We start from the raw sequence: 14248 nt of genomic DNA, 5'->3' as shown, positions 1-14248 counted from the left end.
CAGACTCTATCCGCTCTGCGCCGTGAAAAGGGTAAGCCATGGCCATTCAGCCGCCGTCGGATATCGTGCTCGAGGTGACGCGCGCCGTCGAGCCGTCACGCTATCAGGCCGCGCTCCAGCGCCTGCAGAGCATGCCGGCGAGCGCCGCCGGCGTCGATTTCGCCGATACCTTCGACGAAGTCCGCCCGCCGGTGCTCGGCTCGACGCACGACGTGGAGGGCGCCCTGACGGCGATGCGCAGCCGCGCCGCCTCGGTGCGCAAGAGCGACGGCGACCCTTATCGGAAATTCGAGGCCTTCGTTCTCCAGAATTTCATCGAGGCCATGCTGCCGGAGAACGGCGAGGTCGTCTTCGGCACCGGGACGGCCGGCAAGATCTGGAAGTCGATGCTCGCGGAGAAGATGGGCGAGCAGGTGGCGGCGTCGGGCGGCATCGGCATCGCCGACATGCTGCGCACGGCCACCGAGCGGTCCCAGCAGGCGAAGCAGCAGTTTGCGCACAACGACGGCGAGGGTGCCGCCAGTCCCCTTCCGGCAGCCGGAACAGGTGAGGAGAACAGAGCATGACGTTCGATGATGTGAACGGGTCCGAGGCCGGCGAGGGACTCGACGCTGCCGAGCGCCGCGGCGAGGCGAGCATCCTTCCCCCCGCCGGGCCGCGGGTGTCCGCCACGGGAACGGCCCTGCTGCGGGCCATGGACCGGCTGGAGTTCGTCGTCGACGTCGAGACCCGTGCACTCGAGACGCACCACGACATCGATCTCGACGAGACCAACCGGCGCAAGAGCCAGATCCTGCTCGAGCTGAGCCGGCTCATGAAGGTGGTCGACCAGGAGCCGATGGAGCGGCAGGTCATCGACCGCATGAGCGGCGTGCGCCAGAAGCTCGCCCGCAACCACGCGGTGCTCGAGCTCAACCTGCGCGCCATGAACGAGGTGGCCGAGATCGTCGCCGCCTCGATCCGCGCCGAGGATTCCGACGGCACCTACAACCCCGCCGGCCATCTCCAGGGTTCCGCCCGATGATGCGTCTGCTGCTGACCGGGTTCTGGGTGGCCGCCATCGCCCTGATGTCGAGCTACGCGACCGCCTACTGGGTCGCGGGCGGCAATCCGCTCGGCACGCAGCAGACCTATCTCGAAGGCCTTGAGTACAAGAAGCTGGCGCCGATGAACGTGCCCGTCATCCTCGATGGCGAGCTCCAGGGCTACATCGTCACCCAGCTCATCTTCACGGCGGATGCGGGCACGCTGCGCGAGATGTCGGTGCCGCCCGATCCCTTCCTGATCGACGAGGCCTTCCGCCGCATCTATGCCGAGGATCGCATCGATTTCCGGAACCTCTCGCGGCAGAACCTGGCCGAACTGCTGCAGGTGATCAAGGACCGGACCAACGAGAGGATCGGTAGTCCGATCGTTCGCGACGTTCTCATCGAAGAAATCAACTACATCAAGAAAGACGAGATGAGGCCGTAGGGCGAAGCCTCATGTCGAGCGTGCAATGAGTACGTTCTTCCAGAACGGGAAAGCGGGGCACATGAAGATCTCCGGCAAGATATACGCGATTGTCGCAATCATGGGTGGCGTGGCGGTGATGGTCGCGGCGATGGCGATCCATGCGCTCCGGCAATACGACGATCAAAGCACTCTGCTCAATCAGACCGCTCAGCGTGCCTATTATGCGGAGCATCTGAACCGCCTCATCACGGCGGTCGTCATGGACTCGCGCGGCATCTACATGTCGGAGACGAGCGATTCCGCGGTGCAGTTCGCCGACGGCATCCGCAAGCACCTCGAGGAGATCGAGAAGACGCTGGCGGACTGGCGCCATCTCGTGCCGCCGGACCGGCTCGGCAGCTTCGAGGAGATGGCCGCGCGTGCAGCGGAGTTCCGCACGTTCCGGCTCGAGACGGCACGGCTCGGCGTCGACGTCTCACCCTCGGCGGCGAACGAGCAGGGCAACAACGAGACCAACCGCCGCAACCGCAAGGAATTCCAGGCATCGCTCGACCAGCAGGTCGACGGCATCCTCGGCCAGCTCGACCGGGTCCGCGGCAACATGCGCGACTTCCAGTCACGCATGATGGGTCTCGTCGTCGGCACCGCGGCCATCGGCCTCCTGCTCGGCGCCGGCCTCGCCGCCTGGATCGGCACCTTCCTCCTCAGCCGGCCGCTGCGCCGTGTCACAGGCGTGCTGCAGCAGATGGCCGCCGGCGAGTACGACGTCGAGATCGAGACGCGCCGCTCGCGTGACGAGGTGGGAGCGATCTGGGGCGCCACCGAGCATTTCCGCGAGGCGCTTCTCGAGGGCGAGCGGCTGAAGGCCGAGCAGGCGGAAGCCGATGCGCGTGCCGAAGAGCGCAAGCGCGCGATGCTGAACGAGCTCGCGGACGCCTTCGAGGCGCAGGTCATGGGCGTCGTGCGGTCGGTCTCGGCGGCGGCGGCCCAGCTCGAGCAGAATGCGGCGGCGATGAATGCCGCCGCCGAGGAGACGAACCACAAGTCGCTCGCGGTCTCCTCGGCGTCGGACCAGGCGACCAACAACGTGCACACGGTCGCCTCAGCCGCCGAGCAGCTCTCCGCATCCATTCGCGAGATCGGCCACCAGGTCACGAACGCCGCCGCCATCGCCAGCGAAGGCGCGCAGCAAGCGGGCTCCACCGTCTCGGTGGTGCGCGGCCTCGACGACAGCGCCCAGCGCATCGGCGAGGTCATCCGCCTCATCAACGACGTGGCGGCGCAGACGAACCTCCTCGCCCTCAACGCCACCATCGAGGCGGCGCGTGCGGGCGAGGCGGGGCGGGGCTTCGCGGTCGTCGCCATGGAGGTGAAGAACCTCGCGGCCCAGACGGCCAAGGCGACCGAGGAGATCTCGGCCCAGATCGGCGCGGTCCAGGGTGCGACCGGCGACGTCGTGCGGGCCATCGAGGGCATCTCCGAGACGATCGCGCGCATCGACGAGATCTCCGCGACGATCGCCTCCTCCGTCGAGGAACAGGGCGCGGCGACGGGCGAGATCGCCCGCAACGTCCAGCAGGCGGCGCAGGGCACGCAGGAAGTCTCGGCGCATATCTCGGGCGTGACGCACGCCGCCGCCGACACCGGGCGCGTGTCGTCGGAGATCGTCAGCGCGGCGAGCGAGCTGACGGACCAGGCCGGGCGGCTGCGCGAGGAAGTGGATCGCTTCATCGCGCGGGTGCGGGCGGCCTGATCGGTACGGGTTGAGAGGCCGGAGCGGGGCTCCGGTCGGGCTGAACGGGAAGGGAGCGGATGCGCGGGCCGAGATGGCCGGCATCCCTCCGGCGCCATGCGGGCAGGCCGCACGGCGGGCTTTGGGGAGTTGGGCGCATGGACGATCTGCTTCGGGAGTTTCTGACCGAGACGAACGAGAACATCGACGTCGTTGACGTCGAACTCGTGAAGTTCGAGCGGGACCCCAACAACGCTCAGGTTCTCGACAACATCTTTCGCCTCGTCCACACCATCAAGGGGACGTGCGGCTTCCTCGGCCTGCCGCGCCTCGGTGCGCTGGCTCATGCCGCGGAAACCCTCATGGGCAAGTTCCGCGAGGGGGCGCCGGTCACGACGGAGGCGGTCGGGCTCATCCTGCGCACCATCGACCGGGTGAAGGAGCTGCTCGTCGAGCTCGAGAACAACGTCGGTCAGGAGCCGGCCGGCACCGACGACGACCTCATCGCCCCGCTCGAGGCACTGGCCTTCGGGCCGCCGGCTCCGCCGGAGCCTGCGCCTGCTCCCCAGCGCAAGGTCTCCGTCGGCACGCTGAGCGACCAGGTGCTGGAGCGCGAGCTGCTGCCGGGGGAGGATTCGCTCGATGAGATCGAGCGCGCCTTCCGCGAGGCGGAGGCTGAAGTGCCGCGGCCGAAGCCCGTCACCAAGCCCGCAGCCCAGCCTGCCGCCAAGGCTCCGCCGGCGCCCGAGGTCGAGGCCAAGGCCGAGGCCGAGGCGAAGCCCGCTCCCAAGGCCGAGGCCAAGGCGCCCGTCGCCGAGGGCGACGAGCAGGGCGGCTCCGGCAAGGGCTCGGTCTCCTCGCAGTCGCTGCGGGTCAATGTCGACACGCTCGAAAAGCTGATGACAATGGTCTCGGAGTTGGTGCTGACGCGCAACCAGCTCATGGAGATCGCCCGCCGCCAGGGCGACACCGAGTTCAAGGTGCCGTTGCAGCGCCTGTCCAACGTCACCGCCGAGCTGCAGGAAGGCGTCATGAAGACGCGCATGCAGCCCATCGGCAACGCATGGCAGAAACTGCCGCGCATCGTGCGCGACCTCGCCCAGGAACTCGGCAAGCAGATCGACCTCGAGATGGTCGGCGCCGAGACCGAGCTCGACCGGCAGATCCTCGACCTGATCAAGGATCCGCTGACGCACATGGTGCGCAATTCGGCGGACCACGGCCTCGAGACGTCGGAAGGCCGCCGCGCCGCCGGCAAGCCGGAGCGCGGCAAGATCCGCCTCTCCGCCTATCACGAGGGCGGACACATCATCATCGAGATCGCGGACGACGGGCGCGGGCTCGACGTGGCGCGCATCCGCGCCAAGGCGCTGGAGAACGGCCTCGCCACCGAGGCCGAGCTCGAGAAGATGAACGAGGCTCAGATCCACAAGTTCATCTTCCACGCCGGCTTCTCGACCGCCGCCAAGATCACGAGCGTGTCGGGCCGCGGCGTCGGCATGGACGTGGTGCGCAACAACATCGAGATCATCGGCGGCACCATCGACGTGCGCTCCGTGCTCGGGCGCGGCACCACCTTCGTCATCAAGATCCCGCTGACCCTCGCCATCGTCTCGGCGCTCATCGTCGAGGCGGCGGGCGACCGCTTCGCCATCCCGCAGCTGGCAGTGATGGAGCTGGTGCGGGTGCACCACAAGTCCGGCCACCGCATCGAGCGCATCAAGAACACGCCGGTGCTCAGGCTGCGCAACAAGCTCCTGCCGGTCATCCCGCTCGCCGAGCTGCTCGGCACGGCCGAGCCGGAGGGCGGAGCGTCCGGCGTGGAGCAGGGCGAGCAGGGCTTCATCGTCGTCATGCAGGTCGGCAACCAGACCTTCGGCATCGTGGTGGACGCGGTCTTCCACACCGAGGAGATCGTGGTGAAGCCCATGTCGACGCTGCTCCGGCACCTGTCGATGTTCTCGGGCAACACGATCCTCGGCGACGGCAGCGTCATCATGATCATCGACCCGAACGGCATCGCGCAGGCGGTGGCGCATTCGGCGACGCTCGGCTCGGGCGAGGTGGCCGGCATCGACGCCGAGCGTGCCGCGGGCAAGGGCAACACGGTGGCGCTGCTGCTCTTCCGCGCCGGCGGGGCCGAGCCGAAGGCGGTGCCGCTGTCGCTCGTCACCCGCCTCGAGGAGCTGCCGGTCGAGAAGATCGAGCGTGCGACGGGGCGGCAGGTCGTGCAGTATCGCGGCTCGCTCATGCCGCTGGTGCCCGTCAACGAGCGCATCGAGCAGCGCGAGGGCGGCACGCAGCCGGTGCTCGTGTTCTCGGATTCCGGCCGCTCCGTCGGCCTCATGGTCGACGAGATCATCGACATCGTCGAGGAGCAGTTCGAGGTCACCCTCGCCTCGGAGGTGCCCGGCATCCTCGGGTCGGGCGTGGTGCGCGGCCAGACCACCGAGATCATCGACATCGCCCATTACCTGCCGATGGGCTTCAAGGACTGGTTCCATCGCCGCGGCGCGATGCAGGGCGCGCCGGAGCGGCGCAGCCTGCTGCTCGTCGACGACAGCGCCTTCTTCCGCAACATGCTCGGCCCGGCCCTCAAGGCTGCCGGCTATGACGTGACGCTGAGCGACTCGGCGGTCGCCGCCCTGCAGCTCTTCGAGCGGGGCGCCATGTTCGACGTCGTCGTCACCGACATCGAGATGCCGCACATGGACGGCTTCGAGTTCGCCGGCCACCTGCGCCGCGACCCGCGCATGGAGGGGCTGCCGATCATCGCGCTCTCCGGCCTGTGCACGCCCGAGGCGATCGAGCGCGGCCGTTCCGTCGGCTTCTCCGACTACATCGCCAAGTTCGACAAGCCCGGCCTCCTCGAGGCGCTCAAGGAGTTCGCCGGGATCCAGCAGGAGGTGGCCGCATGACCAAGCCGATCGAGGCGGCGGGCAAGCCCGCCGACACCATCCAGTACGTCACCGTGCGCATCGCCGGGCAGCTCTTCGGCCTGCCCATCCTCTCCGTGCACGACGTCTTCATGCCCGAGCGCACGACGCGCGTGCCGCGGGCGCCGCGCGCCGTGGAGGGCGTGCTCAACCTGCGCGGGCGCATCGTGACGACGATCAACATGCGCCGGCTGCTCGATTTTCCCGACGCGACCGACACCCTGCAGCCGATGGCCGTGGGCATCGACTACAAGGGCGAGTCCTACGGACTCATCATCGACACGGTCGGCGAGGTGCTGGCGCTCGACAGCTCGACGCGCGAGCCCAACCCCATGAATCTCGATCCGCGCTGGGCGCAGGTGGCCGACGGCATCCACCGGCTGGACAGCGAGCTGATGGTCATTCTCGACGTCGAGCGCGTCCTGTCCCTGCGGCAGGGGGCGATGGCGGCCTGAGCCGCAGCAGTCGGAGCCGATGAGTATAGAGGCGGCTGATGAAAACGTGTCTGGTGGTCGACGATTCCCCCTTCATCCGGAAGGTGGCGCGCAAGATCCTCGAGGAACTGTCCTTCGAGGTGAGCGAGGCGGGCAACGGGCAGGAGGCGCTAGACCATTGCATCGTGACGATGCCGGACGCGATCCTGCTCGACTGGAACATGCCGGTGGTCGACGGGCCGCAGTTCCTCGAGGCGGTGCGCGCCCTTGAGGGCGGCACCAGGCCCAAGATCGTGTTCTGCACGACGGAGAACCATCCCGGCCATATCGCGCGGGCGCTCATCGCAGGGGCGGACGAGTACATCATGAAGCCCTTCGACCGGGAGATCCTGGCCTACAAGTTCCAGGAGGTCGGCCTCATCGATGCGGAGGCCGAGGCCGACGCTCTCGCCGATGCCGGAAAGCCGCTCGCATGACGGGTGTCACGGGAGCCGCCACGGCGGGTGATCAGATCCGGGTCATGATCGTCGACGATTCGGCGATCGTGCGCGGGCTCGTGTCGCGCTGGCTGGAGGAAGAGCAGGATTTCGCGGTCGTCGCCACGCACCGGCACGGCCGCCTCGCCGCGCAGGACATGACGCAGTCCCGGCCGGATGTGGTGATCCTCGACATAGAGATGCCGGAAATGGACGGGCTCACCGCCCTGCCGCTCCTGCTCAAGGCCAAGCCGGACACCGTCGTGCTCGTCGCCTCGACCCTGTCGCAGCGGGGCGCGGAGACGAGCTTGAGGGCGCTGGCGCTCGGCGCCGCCGACTACGTGCCGAAGCCGGACCCGACGGGGCGGCTCGCCACCTCGGCCGACTTCCGCCGCGAACTCGTGGAGAAGGTGCGCCATCTCGGACAGCGGGTGCGCACCCGCTCGGCGGCCGGCCTGCGCCTGCCGCTCGGGGCACCCGCCGTCAAGCCGGCCGCCCCGGCGCCGGCGCCTGCGACACCGGCCTTCCAGCCGCGGCCGCAGCCGCCGCGGGGGACGGAGAAGCTCAGGCCCTATACGGGGATCCCCGCACGGGTCCTGTGCATCGGCAGCTCCACCGGCGGGCCGCAGGCGCTGATGCAGTTCCTGCAGGGCGCGGGGCTGGCGCTGGCGCGGCTGCCGGTCCTCATCGTCCAGCACATGCCGCCGACCTTCACGACCATCCTCGCCCAGCACCTCGGCCGCACGGCCAACCGCGAGGCGGCGGAGGGCGTCGACGGCGAGCCGCTGGCGGCGGGGCGCATCTATGTGGCGCCCGGCGGCCGGCACATGCTGGTGGAGAAGGTGGGCGAGAAGCCCGTCATCCGCCTGTCGGACGCGCCGCCCGTGCATTTCTGCCGGCCGGCCGTCGACCCGATGTTCGAGTCCGTCGCGCGGGTCTTCGGCTCCGCCGCGCTCGGGGTCATCCTGACCGGCATGGGCAGCGACGGTGCCAAGGGCGCGCTCGCCATCGCCGATGCGGGCGGCAACGTCATCGCGCAGAACGAGGCGACGAGTGTCGTGTGGGGCATGCCGGGCGCGGCGATCGCCGCCGGGGCCTGCGCGGGCGTGTTGCCGATCGAGGACATCGGCCCCAGGGTCAGCCAGCTGATCGTCGGAGGTAGAGCATGATTGCGGCCGGCGATTACGAATTCCTGCAGCAGTTCCTCAAGCAGCGCTCCGGGCTCAACCTGTCGCAGGAGAAGCAGTATCTCATCGAGAGCCGCCTTGCGCCCGTGGCGCGCAAGGTGGGGCTCGCCGGCGTCGAGCAGCTCGTGACGCGCCTGCGCGCTGCCCCTTCGGGTGCGGTCGCGGATGCCGTCGTCGAGGCGATGACGACGAACGAATCCTCCTTCTTCCGCGACAAGACGCCGTTCGAGACCTTCGTCTCCTTCGTGGTGCCGAACCTCATCGACCGGCGCGGCTCGCGGCGCATCCGCGTCTGGTGCGCCGCCGCATCGACGGGGCAGGAGCCCTATTCCCTGGCGATGACGCTGAAGGAGAACGCCCATCTCCTGCCGGGCGTCACGGTCGAGATCCTGGCGACGGACCTTGCCGGCCACGTGCTGGAGCGGGCGCAGGCGGGGCTCTATTCGGCCTTCGAGGTGCAGCGCGGGCTGCCCATCCAGTACCTGCTCAAGTACTTCGAGCAGAAGGGCGACCAGTGGCAGATCCGCCCGGAGATCCGGGCGATGGTGCAGTTCCGGCAGTTCAATCTGCTGCAGTCCTTCGCCGGGCTCGGCACGTTCGACATCATCTTCTGCCGCAACGTGCTCATCTACTTCGACATCCCGACGAAGGCGGACGTGCTTTCGCGCATGGCGAAGGTGCTCGCGCCCGACGGCTACCTGGTCCTCGGCGCAGCCGAGACGGTGATGGGCATCTCCGATGCCTTCCGGTCCGCCTCGGGGCGGCCCGGGCTTTATGTGGCCAACCGGCTGGCGGAGGCCACGGCATGATGGCCGCCGCCCTGCCGCCCCTTTCCCCCTTTCCGTTCCCGCTCACCGCCGCGACTTGCCGCGGCGCGCGGGACGAGTTCGCGTGGTAGGAATGATGTCCGAAGCGGTTCTTTCCCTGAACGAGCGCCTGGCCTTCTACAAGATCGACGCTGCGGTGCGCGGTGACCTCGAGACCGCCTGGGGTCTCATCGCGCCCCACATGCCGCGCATCATCAGCGACTTCTACCGGCATCTCGCCAAATTCCCGATGACGGCGCGGCTCGTCGACAAGCGGCAGGACCGGCTCGCCAAGCTGCAAGCCGAGCACTGGCGCCGGCTCTTCACCTCGGGCTTCGATGAAAGCTATCTCACGAGCGTGCGGGCCGTGGCCGTGGCCCATGTGCGCGTCGGCGTCGAGCCCGACTGGTACATCGGCGGCTACAGCGTCATCCTCGCCGAGCTGACGACCGTGCTCGCGCAGGAGACGCGGCTGCGTTCGGGCCGGCTGGCGCGGCTCGCTAGCGCCGTCGGCAGCGCGGTGATGTTCGACATGGGCATCGCGGTCTCCGTCTATCACGAGACCTTGCTGACCGCAGGCGAGGAGCGCCGTACGCGGCTGACCGGCGAGATCGGCATCTTCGATCAGACCTTCTCGCAGAGCCTTTCGGCGCTCAACCAGGCGGCGCACGTCATGCGCGGCGCGTCCGAGCAGCTCGGCGCGGCGACCGGCCGCACGAGCGAGCAGGCCGACAGCATGACGATGACCGCCGAGGAAATGGCGGAGCGGGCGGCCCGCGGTGCGGCTGCGGCAGGCACGATGGCGAGGTCCATCGAGACCGTCGAAGGCTATGCCCAGCGCGCCTACGAGATCGCCGGCAAGGCCGCGGAACAGGCCAAGGCGGCCGACGCCGGCGTGCGCGGCCTCGCCGAGGTCACCGAGCGCATCGGCTCCATCGTCGAGCTCATCGGCGGCATCGCCCGGCAGACGAACCTTCTCGCCCTCAACGCCACCATCGAGGCGGCGCGCGCAGGCGAGGCCGGGCTCGGCTTCGCCGTGGTGGCGCGCGAGGTCAAGACGCTGTCGACGCAGACCGCCAAGGCCACCCAGGAGATTTCCGACCAGATCGCGGCCATCCAGCAGGCGACGCGGGCCACCGTCGGTGATCTCGACGGCATCGGCACCGTCATCCGCGAGGTCGTGCAGTCGGCCGAGGCGATTGCCGCGGCCGTCGAGAACCAGGCTGCGGCGACCCATTCGATCCTCACCGCGGTCGAGGAGATGTCGCAGGATGCGCAGGGCGTGGCGGAGGCCGTGGCGACCGTGCGTGCCGCCGCGCAGGACATCGGCGGCATCGTCACCACTGTGCAGACGCTCGCGTCCTCGCTCGACGAGCAGGCGGCGCACATGAACGGCGACGTGCGCCAGTTCTTCGACCGTGTGGCGGCGGCGTGAGCGGCGACGACGAACAATCGGGAAAGAAGAAGGGGGCGCGGCGCGTGCGGCCAGGTCTCGATGCCCTCTTGCAACCCGGTCTGGCGAAGGCGCCGGACCGGGTGAAGCCGTTTCAGCCGCCGCGCTTGCCCGGCCCCCTCAAGAAGCGGGCGCAGCCGCCGAAGGCCGCGCCCGTGCCGCCGCCCGCAGGCCCCACCCGCGCGCCCGGCTCCGCGCAGGAGACGGGCGGGCGCGAGCTGCTGCCGGTCGTCGCCCAGTACGGCGCGGATTCGGCCGCCCGCGGCGACGGCCAGGGGCATGTGGTGGAGGCGCGCAACCGCCGGGCGCGGGTGCAGTTCTCCTTCGGCGGCGTGTCGGCGGGCCAGTGGTGCGAACTGACGTTCGCCCTCACCTGGGCGGATGACGAGAAGGCCGGCAGGGTGCCGGACGCCGTCCGCCTCGGCTTCGACTTCCAGACGGGCGACGGCGTCAGCCTCGACCTTCCGGCCGTCGCCGGGTTGATGCGGGGAAGGATCGACCCCTTCTCGATCGACGTCGCCGGACCCGCCGCGCCTGGCCGCAAAGTCTCGCAGGTGCGCGTGGCCTTCCAGCTGCCGGCCCATGCCGAGCGCGTGGAACTGACGGTACGCAGCTGGCGCAACACGGCGCCGTTCGAGATCGCGACGCCCCGCCTGCGGCCGTTGCCGCAGCCGCCCGCAGAGGCCGCGGCGCCGCCGGGACCCCAGCTCCTCGACGCGGAGCCGCAATGGGAGAGCTGGGGTGTCGTGCCGGGCGGCGGGCTGACGGTGCGCGGCCAGCTGCTCTGCGCAACGCCCGCGCCGGACATGGCCTTTGCGCGCATCGTCTACCGCGATGCCAAGGGCCGGGCCTTGCCGCGTCCCTATGAGGGCACGCTCGAGGCCGAGGGCATCGGCGCCTTCGTCATGCTGCCGACGGACCGGCGCGCGCGTCGCTTCACGCTGCGCCTTGCCCCGCCGGCCGGCGCCCGCTCGGTCGATATCGGCTTCCAGGCGCGGGGCCGGGCGGATATCCGGCGCATCCTCCCTTACGAAGTTTCGCCCGACGATGGACTTGCGGACGGGACCGAAGACGACCCGCTGGGGCTGCTTGGCCGCCTGGCCGAGCGGTTCGGCATCGCCGAACGCGACGCCCGCGGGCTGCTCGCGTCTTTCGTCGACGAAGCGGCGCTCGCCGCGGCGCCGTTCGTCCAGGCCGATCTCGCCGGCTGGCTCGCCGGCGGCATGGGCAGCGTGGCCGACGGGCGCCTTCGCCTTGCCGGGCACGAGGACTGGTCGCTGCCGGAGATCATCGACTGGCAGGAAGACCCGTTTGGCTGCGGTCTGTGGCGCGCCCGCTATCACGCTCTCGGCTGGCTCGTCTCGCTGACGGAGGGCGGCGAGCGCAAGAGCCTCGCCCAGGCGGTCGCCCTCGCACTGTCGTGGCAGGCGGCTGCCCCGCGGGCGGACGTCGACGACGAGGATCGGTTCGGCCCGCGTACGGTGGCGATCCGGGTCGAGGTGTTGCTGCAGCTCCTCGCGCAGTCGCTCGCGGCCGGTCTGCCGGTCGGCAAGAGCGCGGGGCTGGTCGCCGAGATCGTGCGGCATGCCCGGTTCCTCGCCGAGGCGCTCGGCGACAATCTCATCGGCGAGGCGCGCGAGCGGCTGCATGCGGCGGCCGGGCTCGCGGTCGTCGCCGCGGCGCTGCCGCGCCTGCCGCTCGCGGCCCTGTGGCGCTCCATGGCGCTCAACCACATCGAGTGGTCGGCGGCGCAGCTCTTCGCCGAGACGGCGATGCCGAGCGAGGGCTCGTCGCATCTGCATTTCGAGGCGCTCGCGGTCGGCCTGGCGCTGCAGGGCGTCCTTGCCGTCCTGCCGGGCACGGAGGGCCTGCGCCGGCGCATGGCGCTGCCGCTCGGCCGGGCCATCGCGACGAGCGTGGCGCTGACCGACCCCGACGGCTGCCTCGCGCCCTTCGGGGAGACGACGGGCGGTGCGGAGCATCTGCCCATCCTGCGGGATCTCATCGCCCGTTGCGGGCGGGACGTGATGGCCGAACCGGCGGTGGCCGAGATGCTGGCCGCCCGTGCCTCGGCGCCGCTTGTGCTCGACCGGCAGGCAGGGCTCGTCACGGCGCGCCACAGGGACGGGCGGGACTGGGCCTATTTCGCCACCCGCTTCGGTGCCAGCAGTGCCCGTGGACACGATGACTGCGGCTCCTTCGTCTATGCCGCCAGAGGCATCCGCTGGATCACCGATCCCGGCGGCATCGCCGTCAGGGGCGATGGCGGGGCGGGCAGCCACTTCCGCACGGGCGCCGCCCACAACATCCTTCGGCCGGTCGATGCGGAGAGCGTTGCCGGCTGCGGCTGGCTCGCGGCGGATGTCGCCCTCGAGGGGGCGAGCGCCTTTCTCGTCGACAGCAATGTCCACGGGACGTCCCATCATCACCGGCGCCTCTTCCTGCTGCTCGACGATCTCTCCGGCATCGCGGTGTTCGACCGGCTGGCGAGCGTCGAGCCCGGTGCCGATCTCGCGGCCGAGGGCTTCCTGCATCTCGGGCCTGGCGTCGCCGGGGTGCTCGTCGCCGCCAATCTCGGCCTTGCCCTCGCCGGCAACAGCCGGCTGCAAATCGTGGCGCAGGCGCGGGCAGGCGTGCTGAACGGCCTGTCCTTCATCTGCGGCCAGGAGGCCGGGACGGGGGGCGAGCAGGGCTTCCTGTCGGGAGCCTGCGGCGAGAAAGAACCGGCGAACGTTCTTCGTTATTCGGTCGCGGGAAAGGGCGACGTCACCGCCGGCGTGCTGATCGCCACGGATGACACCGCCCGCCGCCGGCTGGCCGAGGGCCTCGGCGATCCCCGCCTGACGATGCAATTCGAGATGCCTTTTGGGGGCATGGCATGAAACTGACGCGCGAATTCACCGCCCCGATCGGGGCGACGGGCGGGATGCGGTCGCCGGCTGCCTCGCAGGCGCTCTGCCGCCGTGCGGGGCCGCTCCTCGGCCTCCTCGTCCTCGCCGGCTGCTCATCGGGCGACTTCAACAGCTGTGAGCGCTATTACACCAGCCCGTGGAACCCGCCGGCGCGGTGCTACCGGGCGGCGCCGCCATCCGTGGAGGTCGAGGCCGTCGTCGTGGCCCCGGCCGTGGGCATGCGCCCGCGGGGCGTGGTCGTGCGCGAGGCGCCGATGCCGCCCCTGCCGGCGCAGCCCTTGCCGGCGAAACCGGCGGGCCCCCCTCCGCCCCTGGGCGGGGCGACGGCTCCCGGCCCGCTGCCGGCGCCGAAGGTGGTCAAGGGCTACACGCCGCCCCAGGCTGGACATGCGAAGCCGGTGCCGCAGCGGTCCCAGGTCTCCGGCCGCTGGCGCATGACGGAAGCGGGCGGCAAGGCCTGCGAGCTCGTGCTGACCAATGCCGGCCTCCTCGACCAGTACCGCGCCTCGACGAGCGGCTGCGCGAGCGAGGCGCTGCGCAGCATCAACGGCTGGGACCTGAAGGGGCCGGACGTGGTGCTCTATGCACGCGGCGCGATCATTGCGCGCCTTGCCGAGGATCGCGGCGGCTATCGCGGCGTCGTCCTCAGTTCCGGGGCCGGCCTCGCGCTGGCGCGCTGAGGCCGTCCTCCAGCTTCGCACAAGGCTGGCGGCCTAAGCTGAACATGGTGTTGGTGGGAGAACTGCGTTCTTCGGTCCTGCGCGGGTCTCCGCGGCCGGTCTGACCGGGGAAGCGCCGGCGGCTCATTCGCTCAGCGGACACCGCCGAGTTGCGTCTATTCCGAAATGCGACCGAGG

General features: G+C 70.2%; 12 protein-coding genes. All 12 read left to right on the top strand.

Annotation, left to right across the window (positions count from 1 at the left end):
• The first annotated feature begins 38 nt into the window (after positions 1-38).
• The 12 genes from AL346_RS04060 to AL346_RS04005 all read left to right on the top strand — a co-directional run bounded on the left by AL346_RS04060 (position 39) and on the right by AL346_RS04005 (position 14071).
• Positions 39-566, top strand: a complete 528-nt coding sequence (locus AL346_RS04060; RefSeq protein WP_053193290.1) for a rod-binding protein — start codon at positions 39-41, stop codon at positions 564-566.
• Positions 563-1024, top strand: coding sequence for a hypothetical protein (locus AL346_RS04055; protein ID WP_019402909.1), 462 nt, complete (start codon positions 563-565; stop codon positions 1022-1024). The genes AL346_RS04060 and AL346_RS04055 overlap by 4 nt, the downstream gene beginning before the upstream one ends.
• Positions 1021-1473, top strand: coding sequence for a hypothetical protein (locus AL346_RS04050; protein WP_026015261.1), 453 nt, complete (start codon positions 1021-1023; stop codon positions 1471-1473). The genes AL346_RS04055 and AL346_RS04050 overlap by 4 nt, the downstream gene beginning before the upstream one ends.
• 25 nt (positions 1474-1498) lie before the next feature.
• Positions 1499-3208, top strand: a complete 1710-nt coding sequence (locus AL346_RS04045; RefSeq protein ID WP_245258913.1) for a methyl-accepting chemotaxis protein — start codon at positions 1499-1501, stop codon at positions 3206-3208.
• 137 nt (positions 3209-3345) lie between these two features.
• On the top strand, positions 3346-6105 hold the full coding sequence (locus AL346_RS04040; RefSeq protein WP_019402906.1) for a chemotaxis protein CheW: 2760 nt from the start codon (positions 3346-3348) through the stop codon (positions 6103-6105).
• The gene (locus AL346_RS04035; protein ID WP_019402905.1) at positions 6102-6578 is read left to right on the top strand and encodes a chemotaxis protein CheW; all 477 of its coding nucleotides are present in this window, start codon (positions 6102-6104) and stop codon (positions 6576-6578) included. Before AL346_RS04040 ends, AL346_RS04035 begins: the two co-directional genes overlap by 4 nt.
• 38 nt (positions 6579-6616) lie before the next feature.
• Positions 6617-7033 (top strand): response regulator, encoded by a 417-nt coding sequence (locus AL346_RS04030; protein WP_040404782.1) that lies wholly within the window; start codon positions 6617-6619, stop codon positions 7031-7033.
• Positions 7030-8202: a chemotaxis response regulator protein-glutamate methylesterase gene (locus AL346_RS04025; protein ID WP_019402903.1), complete on the top strand. Its 1173-nt coding sequence runs from the start codon at positions 7030-7032 to the stop codon at positions 8200-8202. The genes AL346_RS04030 and AL346_RS04025 overlap by 4 nt, the downstream gene beginning before the upstream one ends.
• Positions 8199-9029, top strand: coding sequence for a protein-glutamate O-methyltransferase CheR (locus tag AL346_RS04020; RefSeq protein ID WP_019402902.1), 831 nt, complete (start codon positions 8199-8201; stop codon positions 9027-9029). The genes AL346_RS04025 and AL346_RS04020 overlap by 4 nt, the downstream gene beginning before the upstream one ends.
• 91 nt (positions 9030-9120) lie before the next feature.
• Positions 9121-10461 (top strand): globin-coupled sensor protein, encoded by a 1341-nt coding sequence (locus AL346_RS25295; protein WP_019402901.1) that lies wholly within the window; start codon positions 9121-9123, stop codon positions 10459-10461.
• A complete protein-coding gene (locus AL346_RS04010) occupies positions 10458-13361 on the top strand; it encodes a heparinase II/III family protein (RefSeq protein WP_040404780.1) in 2904 nt (967 codons plus the stop codon). The genes AL346_RS25295 and AL346_RS04010 overlap by 4 nt, the downstream gene beginning before the upstream one ends.
• Complete coding sequence (locus AL346_RS04005; RefSeq protein ID WP_019402899.1) at positions 13358-14071, top strand: AprI/Inh family metalloprotease inhibitor; 714 nt, start codon at positions 13358-13360, stop codon at positions 14069-14071. The genes AL346_RS04010 and AL346_RS04005 overlap by 4 nt, the downstream gene beginning before the upstream one ends.
• Positions 14072-14248 lie beyond the last annotated feature (177 nt).

This window comes from Chelatococcus sp. CO-6 (assembly GCF_001271345.1).
GTDB classification, from domain to species: Bacteria; Pseudomonadota; Alphaproteobacteria; order Rhizobiales; family Beijerinckiaceae; genus Chelatococcus_A; species Chelatococcus_A caeni.
Note: the sequence above shows the minus strand (reverse complement) of the source record. Positions and strands in the feature narration are given on the sequence as shown.

Coding starts and splice junctions, on each gene's coding strand:
- AL346_RS25295 (WP_019402901.1), top strand. CDS start 9,121: ATGATGTCCGAAGCGGTTCTTTCCCTGAACGAGCGCCTGGCCTTCTAC.
- AL346_RS04005 (WP_019402899.1), top strand. CDS start 13,358: ATGAAACTGACGCGCGAATTCACCGCCCCGATCGGGGCGACGGGCGGG.
- AL346_RS04030 (WP_040404782.1), top strand. CDS start 6,617: ATGAAAACGTGTCTGGTGGTCGACGATTCCCCCTTCATCCGGAAGGTG.
- AL346_RS04035 (WP_019402905.1), top strand. CDS start 6,102: ATGACCAAGCCGATCGAGGCGGCGGGCAAGCCCGCCGACACCATCCAG.
- AL346_RS04055 (WP_019402909.1), top strand. CDS start 563: ATGACGTTCGATGATGTGAACGGGTCCGAGGCCGGCGAGGGACTCGAC.
- AL346_RS04040 (WP_019402906.1), top strand. CDS start 3,346: ATGGACGATCTGCTTCGGGAGTTTCTGACCGAGACGAACGAGAACATC.
- AL346_RS04045 (WP_245258913.1), top strand. CDS start 1,499: ATGAGTACGTTCTTCCAGAACGGGAAAGCGGGGCACATGAAGATCTCC.
- AL346_RS04025 (WP_019402903.1), top strand. CDS start 7,030: ATGACGGGTGTCACGGGAGCCGCCACGGCGGGTGATCAGATCCGGGTC.
- AL346_RS04050 (WP_026015261.1), top strand. CDS start 1,021: ATGATGCGTCTGCTGCTGACCGGGTTCTGGGTGGCCGCCATCGCCCTG.
- AL346_RS04060 (WP_053193290.1), top strand. CDS start 39: ATGGCCATTCAGCCGCCGTCGGATATCGTGCTCGAGGTGACGCGCGCC.
- AL346_RS04020 (WP_019402902.1), top strand. CDS start 8,199: ATGATTGCGGCCGGCGATTACGAATTCCTGCAGCAGTTCCTCAAGCAG.